General features: G+C 73.0%; 14 protein-coding genes and 2 pseudogenes. 7 read left to right on the forward strand and 9 right to left on the reverse strand.

Going from position 1 to position 15,369, the window contains the following annotated elements:
- Nucleotides 1–72 precede the first annotated feature (72 nt).
- On the forward strand, nt 73–570 hold the full coding sequence (locus ACX25U_RS33960; RefSeq protein WP_454385756.1) for a hypothetical protein: 498 nt from the start codon (nt 73–75) through the stop codon (nt 568–570).
- Nucleotides 571–630: 60 nt separating this feature from the next.
- On the opposite strand, the gene ACX25U_RS33965 is transcribed toward ACX25U_RS33960, so the two are convergent.
- Both ACX25U_RS33965 and ACX25U_RS33970 read right to left on the reverse strand, forming a co-directional pair.
- The gene (locus tag ACX25U_RS33965; RefSeq protein ID WP_454385758.1) at nt 631–2,610 is read right to left on the reverse strand and encodes an N-acetylmuramoyl-L-alanine amidase; all 1,980 of its coding nucleotides are present in this window, start codon (nt 2,608–2,610) and stop codon (nt 631–633) included.
- Nucleotides 2,611–2,898: 288 nt separating this feature from the next.
- Nucleotides 2,899–4,017, reverse strand: coding sequence for an aminoglycoside phosphotransferase family protein (locus ACX25U_RS33970; protein ID WP_454385760.1), 1,119 nt, complete (start codon nt 4,015–4,017; stop codon nt 2,899–2,901).
- Between the two features lie 235 nt (nt 4,018–4,252).
- Here ACX25U_RS33970 and ACX25U_RS33975 point away from each other — a divergent pair, with 235 nt between their 5' ends.
- Nucleotides 4,253–5,746, forward strand: coding sequence for a DNA-binding protein NsdB (locus ACX25U_RS33975; protein ID WP_454385762.1), 1,494 nt, complete (start codon nt 4,253–4,255; stop codon nt 5,744–5,746).
- Between the two features lie 21 nt (nt 5,747–5,767).
- Here the strand turns inward: ACX25U_RS33975 and ACX25U_RS33980 are convergent, their stop codons facing one another.
- Nucleotides 5,768–7,177 (reverse strand): PP2C family protein-serine/threonine phosphatase, encoded by a 1,410-nt coding sequence (locus tag ACX25U_RS33980; RefSeq protein WP_454385764.1) that lies wholly within the window; start codon nt 7,175–7,177, stop codon nt 5,768–5,770.
- A gap of 401 nt (nt 7,178–7,578) precedes the next feature.
- On the opposite strand from ACX25U_RS33980, the gene ACX25U_RS33985 reads away from it, so the two are divergent.
- Nucleotides 7,579–7,992 (forward strand): SsgA family sporulation/cell division regulator, encoded by a 414-nt coding sequence (locus ACX25U_RS33985; RefSeq protein WP_454385766.1) that lies wholly within the window; start codon nt 7,579–7,581, stop codon nt 7,990–7,992.
- Between the two features lie 13 nt (nt 7,993–8,005).
- On the opposite strand, the gene ACX25U_RS33990 is transcribed toward ACX25U_RS33985, so the two are convergent.
- Complete coding sequence (locus tag ACX25U_RS33990) at nt 8,006–9,106, reverse strand: baeRF3 domain-containing protein (RefSeq protein WP_454385767.1); 1,101 nt, start codon at nt 9,104–9,106, stop codon at nt 8,006–8,008.
- Nucleotides 9,107–9,209: 103 nt separating this feature from the next.
- Entirely contained in the window at nt 9,210–10,799 is a 1,590-nt protein-coding gene (locus tag ACX25U_RS33995) for an alpha/beta hydrolase (protein ID WP_454385769.1), read from the reverse strand.
- A 266-nt stretch (nt 10,800–11,065) separates the two neighbouring features.
- Between ACX25U_RS33995 and ACX25U_RS34000 the strand changes: the two genes are divergently transcribed.
- Nucleotides 11,066–11,791: a chaplin gene (locus ACX25U_RS34000; protein ID WP_454385771.1), complete on the forward strand. Its 726-nt coding sequence runs from the start codon at nt 11,066–11,068 to the stop codon at nt 11,789–11,791.
- Nucleotides 11,792–11,896: 105 nt separating this feature from the next.
- Complete coding sequence (locus ACX25U_RS34005) at nt 11,897–12,673, forward strand: GNAT family N-acetyltransferase (protein ID WP_454385773.1); 777 nt, start codon at nt 11,897–11,899, stop codon at nt 12,671–12,673.
- Nucleotides 12,674–12,718: 45 nt separating this feature from the next.
- On the opposite strand, the gene ACX25U_RS34010 is transcribed toward ACX25U_RS34005, so the two are convergent.
- Nucleotides 12,719–12,985 carry a GlsB/YeaQ/YmgE family stress response membrane protein gene (locus ACX25U_RS34010; protein WP_454385774.1) on the reverse strand — a complete coding sequence of 89 codons (267 nt, stop codon included), beginning with the start codon at nt 12,983–12,985 and terminating at the stop codon, nt 12,719–12,721.
- A gap of 61 nt (nt 12,986–13,046) precedes the next feature.
- On the opposite strand from ACX25U_RS34010, the pseudogene ACX25U_RS34015 reads away from it, so the two are divergent.
- Nucleotides 13,047–13,511: pseudogene (locus ACX25U_RS34015) on the forward strand (SRPBCC family protein); the annotation flags it as partial.
- A gap of 46 nt (nt 13,512–13,557) precedes the next feature.
- Here ACX25U_RS34015 and ACX25U_RS34020 read toward each other — a convergent pair.
- The 3 genes and pseudogenes from ACX25U_RS34020 to ACX25U_RS34030 all read right to left on the reverse strand — a co-directional run.
- Complete coding sequence (locus ACX25U_RS34020; RefSeq protein WP_454385776.1) at nt 13,558–13,998, reverse strand: SPW repeat protein; 441 nt, start codon at nt 13,996–13,998, stop codon at nt 13,558–13,560.
- Nucleotides 13,999–14,077: 79 nt separating this feature from the next.
- The gene (locus ACX25U_RS34025) at nt 14,078–14,308 is read right to left on the reverse strand and encodes a DUF2867 domain-containing protein (RefSeq protein ID WP_454394636.1); all 231 of its coding nucleotides are present in this window, start codon (nt 14,306–14,308) and stop codon (nt 14,078–14,080) included.
- Nucleotides 14,282–14,769: pseudogene (locus ACX25U_RS34030) on the reverse strand (NAD(P)H-binding protein); the annotation flags it as partial. The gene ACX25U_RS34025 and the pseudogene ACX25U_RS34030, both read right to left, overlap by 27 nt.
- Before the next feature lie 179 nt (nt 14,770–14,948).
- Here ACX25U_RS34030 and ACX25U_RS34035 point away from each other — a divergent pair.
- The gene (locus ACX25U_RS34035; RefSeq protein ID WP_454385778.1) at nt 14,949–15,116 is read left to right on the forward strand and encodes a hypothetical protein; all 168 of its coding nucleotides are present in this window, start codon (nt 14,949–14,951) and stop codon (nt 15,114–15,116) included.
- Nucleotides 15,117–15,369 lie beyond the last annotated feature (253 nt).

Here is a 15,369-nt window from a genome sequence, read left to right on the forward strand (position 1 = left end):
CCGGGTGATTCCACCGCCGTTCCAGGGCCGCCCGCACGTCGCACGGCAGGCCGGGGCACGTACCATGGCGGCATGTCGTTCCTCCGTCGCCGCAGTGCCACGCCCGCCGGGCCCGACTTCGACGTACTGGCCATGGACCCGGGCGACTGGCCCGGCAACCTCGGTGCCGGGCTGCTGCCCGCGCCCGACGGCACCTGCCAGGGTGTGTTCCTGCGCTACGACCTGTTCGGCGGCCGCGGCACCGCGATGATCATCGGCAACCTGCCCGAGGGCTCGCCCGCCCGCGAGGTCGCCGAGGGCGAGGTGCCCTTCGAGGTCGCCCAGCTGCTGCTGGCCCTGGAGAACGACGAGGAGGTCAACGTCGTCGGCAGTGAGGACATGCCGGTGCTGCTGGGCGACAACCTGCTGATCGTGCGCCGGCTGAAGCTGTCGGAGAGCCGGATCTCCTGCGTGCAGTTCGACCGCAGCGACGGCGTCCTGGTGACCATCGCCGCCTGGGACCGCCCGATCACCGACGACCTGTACGCCCTGCTCAAGCCGCTGCCCGCCGAGCTGTTCCAGCAGGGCTGACCGGAAGCGGCGCGAGGGGCCGGCCCCCACGGGGCCGGCCCCTCGCGCTCCCCGGCGCCGCTACGGAATCACTGACGGCTGCACCTGCACGTCGGCCGCCCGCACGAACGCCACCCGGTGGCCGAACTGGATCTCGTAGTACAGATCCTTGCCGATCACCACCCGGTGCGAGTCCGTGGTGAAGGTGGCCGAGTAGTCGTACTCGCCCCGCAGCAGATCCCCCACCACGTACTTCTGGCCCGCGAGCAGCCTGTACGGCAGCGGCGACACCGGCTGGACGGGCACGCCCGCCGGGTAGGCCTCCTTCTCCGGGTACGCCCTCCCGTACACCGGCACGCTGGCCGGCCCGGCCTTCGGCGTCACCACGAATCCGGCCGCGTCCACCGCCGCCGGCTGCTTCGCCGGGTTCCGGAACCAGGCCTTCTGGCCCAGGTACCAGATCGCCGTCCAGTCGCCCTGCCGGCCGGCGACCGCGTACTGCTGGCCTGTCTCCACCCGGGAGGCGATGTCGTTCACGTCGATCGTCGAGCCGCTGCCGTCCGGCCTCAGGCCGATGTCCTTGATCAGCGGCGAGGAGGTGTCGGGCTGCGAGTACAACCGCACCGCGCTGGAGCCGTGCACGGCGCACGGCTGGCCGCGGGTGACGCAGCCCGTGTACTCGGGCCGGTTCGCGGCGTAGTCGGGGCGGATCGTCACCATGCCGCCGTTCTTGCCCGCGGTCGGTTCGAAGGGGCGGCCCAGCAGCTCGAAGTAGTGCCGCCAGTCCCAGTACGGCCCCGGGTCGGTGTGCATGCCCGGGACGGTCCCGGCCGTCGGCCCCGGCACGGTGTCGTGGCCGAGGATGTGCTGCCGGTCCAGCGGGATGCCGTACTGCCCGGCGAGGTACTTCACCAGCCGCGCCGAGGCACGGTACATCGCCTCCGTGTACCAGGCGTCCGGCGAGGCGAGGAAGCCCTCGTGCTCCAGGCCGATCGACTTGGCGTTGACGTACCAGTTCCCCGCGTGCCAGGCCACGTCCTTGGCCTTCACATGCTGGGCGATGTGCCCGTCGGTGGAGCGCAGCGTGTAGTTCCACGACACATAGGTGGGGTCCTGGACGAGGTTGATGACCCCGTCCCAGCGGCCTTCCGTGTCGTGGATGACGATGTACCGGATGGACTGCGACTTCGGCCGGTCGCCCAGGTCGTGGTTGCCGTAGTCGTCGCCGAACTCCTCGTACGGCGCCGGGATCCACTCGCAGGACACCGAGGCCGGGCACTCCGTACCGGCCGCGGAGACATGGCGCAGACCCGCCCGGGCCAGCTGGGCGGTGTCGGGGGCGAGGCGGGGCAGCGCGGCCAGGACGACCCGCTGTCCGGCGTCGGTGACGCGTTGCTCACCGGAGCGGATCACGTCGTAGACGTCGTTGGCGTACGCCGCCGCCGTCGCGCTGTCGTCCGCGCCGGAGAACTGGGCCACCGCGCCGTACCAGTCGGCCGGGTCCTCGCTCAGCGGCTCGCCGAGCTTCTTCTGGGCGGCCGCGAGCAGGGCCGCGCCGCCCTCGATGTTCGCCGACTCCTCGGCGCGCAGCCGCCGAGCGGGGATCCCGGTCAGCTCGGCCGCCTTCGTCAGGGTCTTCAGCCGGGCGGGCAGCGCGGAGTTCTCCGGCACCTTCGCGTCCGGGTGCAGGGCCGCACGCGAGCCGTCCCCGCGCGGGTCCTCCGTGCCCTCGCTGTGGTGCGGGGTCCCGGCGAGCGCGGTGTGCGCGTCGGTGAGGTGCATCGGCCCGTAGCCGCCGGTCACACTCGGCGCGCCGCCGTGCCCGTCCCACCGGGACTGCAGATACGACACGCCCATCAGCACGCTGAGCGGCACGTGGTACTCGGCCGCCGCGGAAGCGAACGCCCGCTGCAGCCGCCCGGTGTCGTCCACGGCCGCGCCCGCGGACGGCGCGGTACCCAGCAGCGGCAGCAACAACGCCGCCGAGGCGACGACACCCGCCGCGCCGCGCGCGCGTCTGCGTCCCGGCACGGGGCTGGGGTCGATGGCGGATCCTCGCAAGGCAGCCTCCTGGTGCGCTCGGGCGTGACGGGGCGTGCGGGGCCGGCGTGGATCAGTGGTACCGGCTGTCCGACGATCCGTCAATCATGCGCGCAGGAAGGAGAATCACCACGTCAACGGCCTCCCCGGCGAGTTTCACCCGGACACCCGTGAGGCCTGCGCGGCGTCAGTGGCGTACACCAATGGCCCCGGGAGGCACTGCTCCGAAAAGGAGGGGCGGGAGCGGGTCGGGTGTGTGGAGACGGCCGCGGGCGTCCGGGGAGGAGGACGCGCCGCGGGCCGTGGTCGTCAGCGGGTGCCTACGGCCGCGCGTACCGCTCGGCGGGCCAGTTGGCAGTCGTCGTGCAGGCGTCGCAGGAGCAGGCGCTGCTCCTCGCCGGACTGGGCGGCACCCGGGTGGGTGGTGTCGTGCATCGTGCGCTGCACGGCCGTCTCGTAGGTGCGGATCTCACGGGTGAGCACCAGCATCAGGTTCACCAGGAACGCGTCCCGCGCGGCCGGGCCGGCCGACTGGGCGAGCTGGCTGATCTGCCGGCGCGCCACCGGCGCGTCCCCGAGGACCGACCACAGTGTCGCCAGGTCGTAGCCCGGCAGGTACCAGCCCGCGTGCTCCCAGTCCACCAGCACCGGACCGGTCGGTGAGAGCAGGACGTTCGCGAGCAGCGCGTCGCCGTGGCAGAACTGACCCATGCCCTGCCGGCCCGCGGCGTGCGCGATGCCGTGCAGCAGCTTCTGCAGGTCGCCCAGGTCCCGGTCGGTGAGCAGCCCCAGTTCGTGGTACCGGGAGATTCGGGCGGCGTAGTCCAGCGGGGCGTCGAACGTGCCTGCCGGCGGCCGCCAGGCGTTCAGCCGGCAGATCGCGCCCAGCACCGCTCTGAGGTCCGCCTGCGGCGGCGCCTGGGCCGGATGCCGCTGGAGCGCGGCCACCCGGCCCGGCATGCGCTCGATCACCAGCGTGCAGTTGTCCGGGTCCGCCGCGATCAGCCGGGGCACCCGCACAGGCGGCCGGTGCCGGACGAACGAGCGGTATGCGGCTATCTCGTGCCGGTAGCGCTCCGCCCACGCGGGGGAGTGGTCCAGTAAACACTTGGCGACGGCCGTACTGCGCCCGGTCGTGCCGACCAGCAGCACGGACCGCCCACTGCGGCGCAGCACCTGCACCGGAGCGAACTCCGGGCAGATCCGGTGCACCGAGGCGAGCGCCGTGCGCAGCTGGGCGCCCTGAGAGCCGGACAAGTCGAGTCTCCCGCTGAGCGGTTGCGTGCCGAGTCCCGCGGCGCGCCGCGTACGGGCCGCACCGGGCACGGGGGCCGCCGGACGCGCGGGGTCGAGGTAGGGGCCGCCGGCGCCCGGACGGGGACGCGGCGACCGGGGCGGGGCGGACACGGAGGACGATGCTGCGTACATGGGCGAGACAGATCCCTTCGTGTGCCTGCTGCTTCACGCGCGCTGCCCGGCCCGGACGCCCGGGTGCACCCTGGGGAATGTCCCTCGGCGACCGGGCCGGGTTGGCGCGTTCCTACCTGACACCCGGTGTGCACTGGCACACCATCTGGCGCACCCTGGCGAACCCTGGCGAATAGTCGCCCGGCAAGTCTCGCCGGGTCTACTGTCAACTCAGCCGAGTACCTGGGGGCTTGACGTGACAGGACAATCCAACACCCGTCTCGCGGACCTGTTCGGCCTGGCCGGCTGGTCCAAAGGGGAACTCGCGAGGCTCGTCAACCGGCAGGCGGCGGCCATGGGCCACCCCCAGCTGGCGACCGACACCTCCCGGGTGCGGCGCTGGATCGACACGGGAGAGATCCCGCGCGATCCCGTGCCACGGGTGCTGGCGGCCCTGTTCACCGAGCGTCTCGGCCGTGTCGTGACCATCGAGGACCTCGGTCTGGTACGGCACGGGCGTACGGGGAGACGGCAGGGCGACGGGAACGTGGAACATCCCGACGGAGTGCCGTGGGCGCCCGAGCGAACCGCCGCGGTCCTCACCGAATTCACGGGAATGGACCTCATGCTCAACCGACGCGGCTTGGTGGGCGCGGGCGCCGCGCTCGCCGCGGGATCCGCACTCAGCAGCGCCATGCACGACTGGCTGCGCACCGATCCGACACTCAAGGCCGACGCTCCCGGCCTCGACCATCCCCTGCACGCCGACCCCGCTGGGTTCGACCGCTACGACGCCGCCCCCATCGGGTCGCAGGAGATCGAGGAACTGGAACGCTCGGTGGAGGTGTTCCGAGCCTGGGACGCGGCCCGTGGCGGCGGGCTGCAGCGCAAGGCGGTGGTCGGCCAGCTCAACGAGGTGGGCGGCATGCTCGCCTACCGTCACCCACCCCACCTCCAGCGGCGCCTGTGGGGCGTCGCCGCCAACCTCGCCGTCCTGGCCGGCTGGATGTCGCACGACGTCGGCCTGGAACCCACCGCCCAGAAGTACTTCGTCATCGCCGCCCACGCCGCGCGGGAGGGCGGCGACCGGCCCCGCGCCGGCGAGGCGCTGTCCCGCGCGGCACGCCAGATGGTGCACCTGGGCCGGCCCGACGACGCGCTGGACCTGATGAAGCTCGCCCAGTCCGGCTCCGGCGACCAGGTCCTGCCGCGCACCAGGGCCATGCTCCACACCATCGAGGCCTGGGCACAGGCGTCGATGGGCCAGGGCCAGGCCATGCGCCGCACCCTCGGCCAGGCGGAGGACCTCTTCGTCTCCGACAGGGGCGACGTGCCGCCGCCGAGCTGGATGCAGACCTTCAAGGAGGAGGACCTCTACGGCATGCAGGCCCTGGCCTACCGCACCCTGGCGGAGCACGAGCCGGACGCGGCCGTGCACGCCCAGCACTTCGCGGAGAAGGCCCTGGCCCTGCGCAACGACGGCCGGCAGCGGTCGAAGATCTTCGACTTCCTGTCGATGGCCTCCGCCTGCTTCATCGCCGACGACCCCGAACAGGCGGACCGGTACGCGCGGCTGGCCCTGGTGTCGATGGGATCCAACTCCTCCCACCGCACCTGGGACCGGCTGCGCCAGATGTACCGGCTCACCGCCGAGTACGCCACCTATCCGAGGATCAACGAGTTGCGGGAGGAGATCCGGCTGGCGCTGCCCAAGGCGAAGGGCAGGAGTCCGGGCAGCGCATCGGCGTAGGACTGCCGGTCCGTACGCCGGTCACACCGTCACCCGGGCGATCAGTACGCAGGCGTCGTCCTCGCGCTCGCGCTCGCCGAACTCCTCCACGACCGCCCGTACACAGTCCTGCGCACCGCGCGCCGCGGCGAACCGCGGGGCCAGGCCGAGCAGGCGCTGCACGGCGGTCCTCCGGCTGCGCCGTGGCACCAGCCCGTCGGTGTGCAGCAGGAGGAGGTCGCCCACCTCCAGGGTCTCCTCGGCCTGTCCGTAGCAGGCTCCCGGGGTGGCGCCGAGCAGGATGCCGTCCGGGATGTCCGGCATCCACCCCGTCCCGTCGCGGAACAGCAGCGGGGCGGGGTGTCCTGCCTGCGCCCACGTCAGGGTGCGGGTGGCGGGGCGGTAGCGGCAGCAGACGGTGCTGCCCAGGGCCGGCTGGACGGCGGTGTCCAGCAGCTGGTTGAGCCAGGCCATCAGCTGTCCGGGCCCGGCGTCGGCCATCGCCATGCCGCGCACGGCGCCCAGCAGCATCGCCATGCCGGAGGTGACGCTGGGCCCGTGTCCGGTGAGGTCGCCGACGCTGAGCAGGGTGTCGCCGTCGGCCAGTTCCAGCGCGTCGTACCAGTCGCCCCCGATCAGCGTGCTGGTCGAGGACGGCAGGTAGCGGGCGGCCAGGTCGAGTGCCGGGCGGCCCCGGTGCGGGAGCCGCAGGGAGCCGCGCCACGGCGGCAGCACGGCTTCCTGCAGCTCGACCGCGAGCCGGTGCTCGGTCTGCGCGCGGTGCCGGTGGTGCTGCAGCGAGTCACGGGTCTCGCGCACCGCCGACTGGCTGCGGCGCAGCTCGCTGACGTCCCGCAGCACCGCCCACATCGAGGCGGTGCCGCCGTCGGCGTCGAGCATGGGCTCGCCCATCATGTGCACCGTGCGGACGGCGCCGTCGGGCCGCACGATGCGGAACTCCCCGTCGATGGGCCTGGCGTCGACCAGGCAGTCGGTGACCATCGCGGTCAGCCGGGGCCGGTCCTCCTCCAGCGCCACGGAGGGCAGTTCGTCGAGGGTGAGCGGGGGTACGGCCGGATCGCGGCCGAGGATCTGGAACAGCTCGCCCGACCAGCCGGCCTCGCCCGTCAGCAGGTCCCACTCGGCGCTGCCGACCCGGCTGAGCAGCGAGCCGGGCAGCGCCGCGGGGGCCGCGGCGGGGGCGGCGGTCACCGGTGGCGGGCCGTCCCTCAGCTGCGCCAAGTGCCCGTCCAGCTCGGCGAGCTGATGCAGCGCCAGGTCGCACAGCGCGCGCTCCCAGCGGACCTGCGGATCCGATGCGTCGCCCTGCGCGTCCCGCCGCACGGCGTCCACCTCGCCCTTGAGCCGGCGCGCCTGGGATATCAGCGCGTCGAGCGGGCCGCGCCCTGGCGGCTGGGCGGGTGAGCGGTCCGCGGAGAGATGGGGCGGCATGACGCACTCCGATGCGGGACGGTACGGCCGGGGCGGCGGGAGGGACCGTTACGACTGTTGCACAGCCGAGGACGGGCCGTAAGGGATTTGGCAAGACACGGCACGAGGGTGCATCCGGCATATGCCACAGTCTTCCGGGCGTGACTCCGCGGCATCCTCGGTGTACGCGTTGGTCGGGGCAAGTCGTAGACGTCATAGGCGAATTGAGACCTCGTCGGGCGTACGGCACGGTTTTTCAAGCGCTTGTTCGACGGCCGCGCGCTCCCCCGAGACCCATAACCGGGAAAGTGACGCAGGTCACATGAATTGGTGGCCGGTCAAGCGTAATGCGAACGGCCCCTGCGGGCTCCTAACAACAACGGCACCACGGCCGACCTGACGATCCGCAGGGGAGACCGACCATGGACATCACCCTAGAGCAGCCCGCCCGCGCCCACCTGATCACCGCGGACGGGAAGGAACTCCCCGTGCCCGCCACCCTGCGCTACGCCTCCGCGGACCCGCTGGCCGTGCACCTGGACTTCCCGCCCGAGGTCGCCCTCGACGGCAAGGACGTCACATGGACCTTCTCCCGTGCCCTGCTGGAGGAGGGGCTCCAGCGGCAGGCCGGGGCCGGAGACGTGCACCTGTGGCCGTGCGGCACCTCCCGTACGGTGCTGGAGCTGCACTCGCCCTCGGGCCTCGCCCTGCTCCGGTTCGAGACCCCGCCGCTGCGCCGCTTCCTGCAGCGGAGCTACGCCGTGGTGCCGCCCGGCCGGGAGGACGTCACCGCGGCCGTCGAGCGCGGCCTGAACACCCTGTTCGGCACGGTCTGACCCCGTCCGGCGGTCAGTAGCGCAGCACTCCCGCGATGCCCTGGGCCTCGTCCAGGGTGCCGTCCGGGACGAAGCGGACGTCGGCGCCGGTTTCGAGGCACTGCTCGACGATCTCGTCCACGATGTCCTCGCGGGCGCCGAGGTCGCCGCTCTCGGCCGGCACCAGGTGGTCGCCGGCGTCGTCGCGTACCGTCACCCGGTAGTTCTCCTCCACGGCCAGCAGCCGGATGCGGCCCTCCCGGGCGCTGCGCCACACCTCGTCGACCCCGGCCGCGAAGGACTTGCGGCCGCGAGCGGTCTCCAGCTCCCGGGTCACCGCGGCCGTGCCCTTGCGCATCTCCGCCTCCTGCACCGGCCGGATCACGCGCCACACGGCCTCGGGCGTGCCGTGCGCCAGCCCGCCGTGCTGCACGTGCACCGCGGACTTGGCGACCGTGCCGACCTCGTCGAGGGCGGACAGCGCGGCCCGCTCGCCCGTGACGCACAGCGGGCGCGGCTGCTCGCGCAGCACGGTGCTCATCGCGGTGTCGGCGTCGCGCAGGAACTGGCGGGTGCGCTCGTCGCGGAACGTGCTCGGCGAGTCGCCGATGCGCTGCTGACGCTCGGCGTCGAAGTTCTCGGCGAGGTCCCTGGTCAGCGGGAAGCCGCCGATGCGCTCCTCCACGACGCGGTCGACGCCGCCGCTCCACAGGGTGACGCGGTCGGCGGAGACGGACAGCACCCAGAACGGGCGCTCGGCGGTGTGCGCGGAGACCAGGTTGCGGGTGAGGAAGGTGTTGGACAGCACCACACGCTCGGGGACGGTACGGGCCACCGACCACACCTGGTGCTCGCCCGGCGCGGCGTAGATCACCAGGCCGTCCTCGGCATGCGTGAGGTCCACCTCGGCGAGGGCCTGGTCGAGCTGCCGTACGACATCGGCGCGCCGCTCCCGGCTGACCGCCGGGTCGGTCTCCAGTTGCTTCTTGGCCTCGGTCACGACCTTGCGCAGCCGGACCGGGTCCTGGGTGTTGTCGGGCTCGCGGCGGTGCGTCGGCGTCAGCACGGACACGGCCGGGTAGCTGCGCGGACGCCGCAGTTCGGCGAGGGTCGTGGGACTCAGATCGTGCTCCATGACAGCACCATAGGGCCGATTCGCATATCGGGCATTCGGAGTAATCGGACCCCTTGTGCGGGCGCGCCTGCCGCCCGCCCATCGCCACCGGCTGAGCGGACTGTCATCGGCCCCCGGGCGGTTCCGGGTCCTCCCCGCACGAGCTGCCGCCGGCCGGCAGGGAGCCGTACAGCAGGAAGTCGTTCACCTTCCGGTGCACGCACCGGGAGGAGAGGTAACCCGTGTGTCCGCCGGCCCGGTTGTCGAGCACCACGGCGGACGAACCGAGCCGCCGCGCCGTCTCCACGGTCCAGCGGTACGGCGTCGCCGGGTCGCCTCGGGTGCCGACCAGCAGCATCCTCTCCGTGTCGACGTTCTTCACCCTGTCGCGGATGAAATCGGTGCCCTTGGGGCGGCCGTAGCACATCAGCAGCTCGTTCAGCCGGTAGCGGCCGAAGACCGGGGAGGCGTGTTCGTACTCGGCGCTCAGCCGGCCGAGTTCCCTGGCGAGCTGATCGGCTCCGGGCCGGTCGGGGGCGTCCGCGCAGTCGACCGCCATCAGCGCGGCGGACAGGTTGTCCGGCGGGATCTCCGCGGTGCCGGCCGGCCCGTCACCCCGCCGGTCCGGCAGGGTGACGCCACCGGAGGAGAAGGCCTCGACGCCGCGCGTGTCGCCGTCCTGCACCAGCGAGGCGACCGCCCGTTCCAGGGAGGGCCACAGCCGCTTGCCGTAGAGGCCCTGTCCGAGCGCTCTCACCAGGTCCTGGCCGGTCAGCCGGCCGCCGGACCCGTTCGGCACCGGATTCTCGTCGAGCGAGCGGACGAGCTGGACGACCTCGCTGCCGGCCGCGCGGCGGTCGTCGCCGAACGGGCAGGCGAGGTCCTGCACGCACCAGTCGAGGAAGCCGTCGAGCGCCGTCTGCTGCCCCTCGACGGCCACCAGCCCCTCCTCCGCCGGTGATTCGGTCAGCGTGTCCACCCCGTCGAGGGCCATCCGCCCGACCTTGCCGGGGAACCGCGCCGCGTACACCGCGCCGAGCCGGGTGCCGTAGGAGAAGCCCAGGTAGTTGAGCTTGTCGTCGCCGAGCGCCTGACGTATCACATCGAGGTCCCGGGCCGCGTCGACGGTGCCCATGTGCGCCAGGACCGGGCCGGAGTGCTTCACGCAGGCGGCAGCCAGCTGCCGCCACGCCGCGAGCCGCTCGCGCACGATCCGCGGGTCGCGCAGATCGCCGGCCGCGCTGATCGCCCGCGCGTTCGCTTCGTCCGTGCCGAGGCCGCAGCTGACCGGCGAGGACCTGCCGACGCCCCGCGGGTCGAAGGCGACCACGTCGTAGCCGTTGGTCAGGTCCATGAAGCGCTTGCCGTCGACGGCCAGTTCGGACACGCCGGCGGCGCCGGGACCGCCGAAGTTCAGCAGCACCGAGCCGCGTGAGGGCCCGGTGGCCCGGTAGCGGGCCAGGGCCAGGTCGAGGGCGCCCGCGCCTGGGCGCGCGTAGTCGAGGGGGACGGTGACCTTCCCGCACTGCAGGTCCTCGGGGGTGCCCGCCTCGCACGCCGACCACGTCACCTTCTGGCCGTAGAACCGGCCCAGGCCGGGCTTCCCGCCGTCGTCGGCCGCCGCGGGCAGCCCCGCGCCGAGCAGCGTCAGCGTGACGGCCCCGGCGCACGCGAGGCGCCGGGCCGCGTGCCGCACGGACAGCTTGGCCGGCATCGATGCCTCCAGCGACGCTCGGCTGCGGTTCGGCAACGGCGTCCTCGATCACGATAAGCGGCGCCCGTGGGCGGCGCCCGTCGGCGAGCGCCCCGCTCGGTGCCGTACCCGGGACCCGTCGTCGGTCGTACGAGGCGTTACACCGCGTTCGATAACCGGACCCCTCGATGGGGTGAAAGGCCGCCAAGCCATAACCCGGATCCTTCACCAGCGTTTTACCCGGTGCGGGCGAGCGCCCGCGACCATGTGTGGAAGGCAGGGAACCGATGAAACGGGTTACCCGGAACAGTGTGATCGCCCTCGCCGCCGCCTCCGGCGCGATGGCGATGACCGTGCCGGTGTCCGCCGCCTTCGCGGCGGACGGCGGCGCCGCGGCGGAGGGTGCCGCGGTCGGCTCGCCCGGTGCGATCTCCGGCAACACCATTCAGGTGCCGGTGCACGCTCCGGTGAACGTGTGCGGGAACACGGTGAACGTGGTGGGGCTCCTCAACCCCGCGGCGGACAACCACTGTGCCAACGCGTCCGCCTGGAGGGACCGGGCGCCGTCGGACGGCGAGGCGGTGACGCACGAGAGGGCCGGCACGGCGGTGGGACACGAAAGCGGCGGGGCGGTGGCACACGCGGGCGGAAAGGATTCGCCCGGTGTGCTCTCCGGCAACGAGATCCAACTGCCGGTGCACGCCCCGGTGAACGTCAGCGGCAACAGTGTGAACGTGGGGGGCGTCGGCAACCCGGCCGTCGGCAACTCCTCCACGAACGGCTCCCACGAGGAGATCGGCGAGCCCGTGCCCGAGGCGCCCGAGCCGCCCGCACGGGCCGTGCCGCACCCGATGCCGAGGCCCGTGACGCACCCCGCGTCCGAGCCGCGGACGCACGAGTCGCTGGCCCACACCGGCGCGGACCAGACCGTGCCGGTGGCCGCCGCGAGCGCGGCGCTGCTGCTCGGCGGGGCCGCCCTGTACCGGCGCCACCGGCCCGGCGCGACGCGCTGACGCATCAGGCGCCACCACGGCGGAAGGCCCACCGGATCCCCTGACCGGTGGGCCGCGCCCGTAATCCCGTTGCCCCCCGCCCACGCGGTTTGCTGGAGTGGGCGCATGGATCACACCGCGGTACTCGCCCTCTACGACCGGGACCTGCGCGAAGGTGCCCGCCCCGACGGCCCCGGCACGCGCGTGGAGCGAGCGGGAGGCGTGGTGCGCCAGGTGGGCTCCCGGCAGGACTGGAACGGTGTGCTGTGGACGGACCTGGACGCCGAGGGCGCGGATGCGGCGATCGCCGAACAGGTGGCGTTCTTCCGCGAGTCGGGGCACGGCTTCGAGTGGAAGCTGTACGGGCACGACCGGCCGGCGGACCTCGGCCGACGGCTCCTGGCGGCCGGCTTCAGGCCCGAGCCCGAGGAGACGCTGATGGTCGCCGAGGCCGCCGATCCGGACCTCGACGCCGAACCGCCCGCGGGCGTACGCCTTCGTGAGGTCATCGACGCGGCAGGCGTCGACCTCCTGATCGACGTGCACGAGAAGGCGTTCGGCACGGACGGCTCCGCTCTGCGTCACCGCCTCCTCGCCCGCCTCGCCGCCGACCCGGACACGGTCGTCGCCGTCGTCGCCCTCGCCGGCGGCGTTCCGGTGAGCTCGGCCCGCATGGAACTGGTGCCCGGTACGAACTTCGCGGGCCTGTGGGGCGGCGGCACGGTGGCGGGCTGGCGCGGACGGGGCCTCTACCGTGCCCTCGTCACCCACCGCGCCCGCCTCGCCGCCGGCCACGGCTACCGCTACCTCCAGGTCGACGCCTCCAGCCGGAGCCGTCCCATCCTCGAACGCCTCGGCTTCACCCCACTGACCACCACGACGCCGTACGTCTACGAGCCGTAGAAGCCCTGCGTGTGCCCACCGCCGAGGAGGCGCGCCGGCGGTGGCTCAGCGGTGGCCCGCCTTCGCGCGGTCCAGGGCGGCGACGCCCAGGGCCGCCAGGGCGATCTGGATGAGCCACTCGATCCAGTCGACGCCCCTGGTTTCGGCGACGCCGAGTGCGGAGGCGATCGCCGCGCCGATCAGCGCGGCCACGATGCCGATGAGGATCGTCCAGAGAACGCCGATACGCTGGCGGCCGGGGACGACGAGCCGCCCCAGGACACCGATGATGATGCCGATGACGATGGCACTGATGATGCCGGTGATCTCCATCTTCGCCCCTCTGCGTCGTAGTCCCCGCGCCCATTCTGATGCCCGCTGAAACCGGAGGCACGCCGTGACCGGCAAGCCGAGCTATATGTACGTCACGTACATCGGGAGCACACCCGAGGCGGTGTGGGACGCCCTCACGGACGCCGACCTGACCGCCGCCTACTGGGGGCACGGCAACGTGTCCGACTGGCAGCAGGGCTCCCGCTGGGAGCACGTCCGTACGGACGGTTCCGGCATCGCGGACGTGGTCGGGAAGGTCGTGGTGGCCGAACGCCCGACCCGGCTCGTGACCACCTGGGCCGCGCCCGAGGACGAGGACCGCCCGGACCGGCACTCCAGGGTCACCTTCGACATCCGGCTGCACGGCGACATCGTCCGCCTGACCGTCACCCACGAGGACCTCGGCGACGAGGGAGAGCTCGCCGAGGTCTCGGACGGCTGGCCCGCCGTGCTGTCCAACCTGAAGTCCCTCATCGAGACCGGCAGTCCGCTCCCGCAGGAGCCGTGGCTGATGCCGGGCCGCTGACCAGGCGGGGCCGGTCCGCCGCGCGCGTACCGGCCCTTGACACCTCCTACGTCCGCGGGGCGCTCCTCGCCGCGGTGGCGGCGCACATCAGCCCGAGGATCACGGCCAGGGCGCCGATCACGACGTTGTTGACCACCACGCCGGCGTCCGGGTGGCTGCCGACGATCCACGGCGAGATGATCATCCAGACCCCCAGGGCGCACATGGCCCAGCTGAGGCCGTACATCCGTGCCGGGGCGGTGGTGAACCCCAGGGCCAGCAGGCCCAGGGCGATCCCCATGATCAGGTTGTGGATCACGAGCGGCGGCTGGCTCGTGGTGTAGTGGAGGATCCACGGGGACGCGGCGCAGTAGAGGCCGAGCAGGAACACCGGGCCGTCCACGAGCGCCACATCACGACCACCGACCACGCGGGCGTAGCGTGCCCGCATTTCCGAGACATCGGGGTGGGTGGTGATATCACCTCTGCCGTGCGAGACGTTGGCCATGATCGTCTCCTTCTGACTGTGCGGGCCCGACCGCGTCCGGGGCGGTGTGCGGTAAGCACCGCGCAGCCATATTTTGCACTTATTTCCCCTTTATGTGTAGAGATGAGAGCTCCGGGCGGGCGACGGCCCACGCCGACGCGACCGCGGCCTGCGCGATGTTGCGGGCCATGCCGCCGAACACGACGGCGTGGAAGGGCGAGACGCCCCACCGGTAGGCGTGGCCCAGCAGCCCGTGCGGATGGAACAGGGCACGCCGGCGGTAGCGGGTGCGGCCCCCGGCGTCCGATCCGAGGATGACGGCGGCCCGCACGACGGTGGTGGGCACCCCGGAGTCCAGCAGGATGCGGCCGATCTCGGCGCGCGAGCGCAGGCGCGGCGAGAGGTCCCGCTAGGGCACGCCCGTGGCGTGAGCCCGCCCAGGTGGACGATGCGCCGCACGCCCGCCGCCCGGGCCCGCTCGCCGAAGACGCGCGCGGCTCTGCGGTCGGTCGCCTCGAAGTCGCCGCCCGTGCCGATGGCGTGCGCCAGGTAGTACGCCACCTCGACGCCCCGCATCGCCTCGGCCACCGACGCCGAGTCCGTGACGTCGCCCCGTACCACCTCGGCCGCGCCCGCCCACGGATGGTCGCGCAGCTTGCCGGGGGAGCGGGCCGGACAGCGCACCCGGTACCCGGCGGCCGGCGGCTCGGGCACCAGCCGGCCGCCGATGTACCCCGTCGCCCCCGTGACCAGACTGAGCGGCCGCGCCCCCGGGCCGTCAGCGTTCGTCATGCCCGTGCCTTCCTCTCGAGGCATCCGGCACCGCTGCCCCTCCCAGGGGCGGAACCGGACGCGCTCCCTACGCCGGCCGGACGCCCACCGCATGGGCACGCCCGCAGCGGGCAGCCGGAATGTACGGATCGCACGTTGTCGGACGCGGTGAACGGTCGCATACGGAGGTGTCTGCCGGTATGGGCGCGAAGGTGATGGAGCGGTTTCCTGCGGGAGCTCCGCGCGGATCCTGGCCGGCGGAGGAGTACGCGGCACGCCTGAGGGCCGAGGGCCGGCCCGCCACGGTCGTGATGGACCTGAAGTCGGACGACTTCCTCGTGCTGGTCCCCACGCACGAGGAGGACTGAGCGGCTACCACCGCCGTCAGGGCGTGAGGGTCCCGGAAGTCGCCGCAGGCCCGCTGCTCGTGGCTCTTGCCGCCACCCGCACCTGGAGGAGGCGTACGGGTTCGGCGAGGGTGTGCTGCCGTGGCTCGCCACGCGGAGGCTGCGGAGGCACCCGGCGGGGAAGCGGGACGTCCCCGTCCCAGGTGCCGTTCGCGAGCCGGGACCCAGGCCCCAAAGGACGCCGGCCGGGCGACGGACCCCCGGACGGCCGGGC

The sequence above is a fragment of the Streptomyces sp. JNUCC 63 genome (assembly GCF_054366325.1).

What these genes read in the sequence shown, in the direction of transcription:
- ACX25U_RS33980 (WP_454385764.1), bottom strand. Translation starts at nt 7,177, where the DNA reads ATGCCGCCCCATCTCTCCGCGGACCGCTCACCCGCCCAGCCGCCAGGG.
- ACX25U_RS33985 (WP_454385766.1), top strand. Translation starts at nt 7,579, where the DNA reads ATGGACATCACCCTAGAGCAGCCCGCCCGCGCCCACCTGATCACCGCG.
- ACX25U_RS33995 (WP_454385769.1), bottom strand. Translation starts at nt 10,799, where the DNA reads ATGCCGGCCAAGCTGTCCGTGCGGCACGCGGCCCGGCGCCTCGCGTGC.
- ACX25U_RS34035 (WP_454385778.1), top strand. Translation starts at nt 14,949, where the DNA reads ATGGGCGCGAAGGTGATGGAGCGGTTTCCTGCGGGAGCTCCGCGCGGA.
- ACX25U_RS33970 (WP_454385760.1), bottom strand. Translation starts at nt 4,017, where the DNA reads ATGTACGCAGCATCGTCCTCCGTGTCCGCCCCGCCCCGGTCGCCGCGT.
- ACX25U_RS33990 (WP_454385767.1), bottom strand. Translation starts at nt 9,106, where the DNA reads ATGGAGCACGATCTGAGTCCCACGACCCTCGCCGAACTGCGGCGTCCG.
- ACX25U_RS34010 (WP_454385774.1), bottom strand. Translation starts at nt 12,985, where the DNA reads ATGGAGATCACCGGCATCATCAGTGCCATCGTCATCGGCATCATCATC.
- ACX25U_RS34000 (WP_454385771.1), top strand. Translation starts at nt 11,066, where the DNA reads ATGAAACGGGTTACCCGGAACAGTGTGATCGCCCTCGCCGCCGCCTCC.
- ACX25U_RS34005 (WP_454385773.1), top strand. Translation starts at nt 11,897, where the DNA reads ATGGATCACACCGCGGTACTCGCCCTCTACGACCGGGACCTGCGCGAA.
- ACX25U_RS34020 (WP_454385776.1), bottom strand. Translation starts at nt 13,998, where the DNA reads ATGGCCAACGTCTCGCACGGCAGAGGTGATATCACCACCCACCCCGAT.
- ACX25U_RS33960 (WP_454385756.1), top strand. Translation starts at nt 73, where the DNA reads ATGTCGTTCCTCCGTCGCCGCAGTGCCACGCCCGCCGGGCCCGACTTC.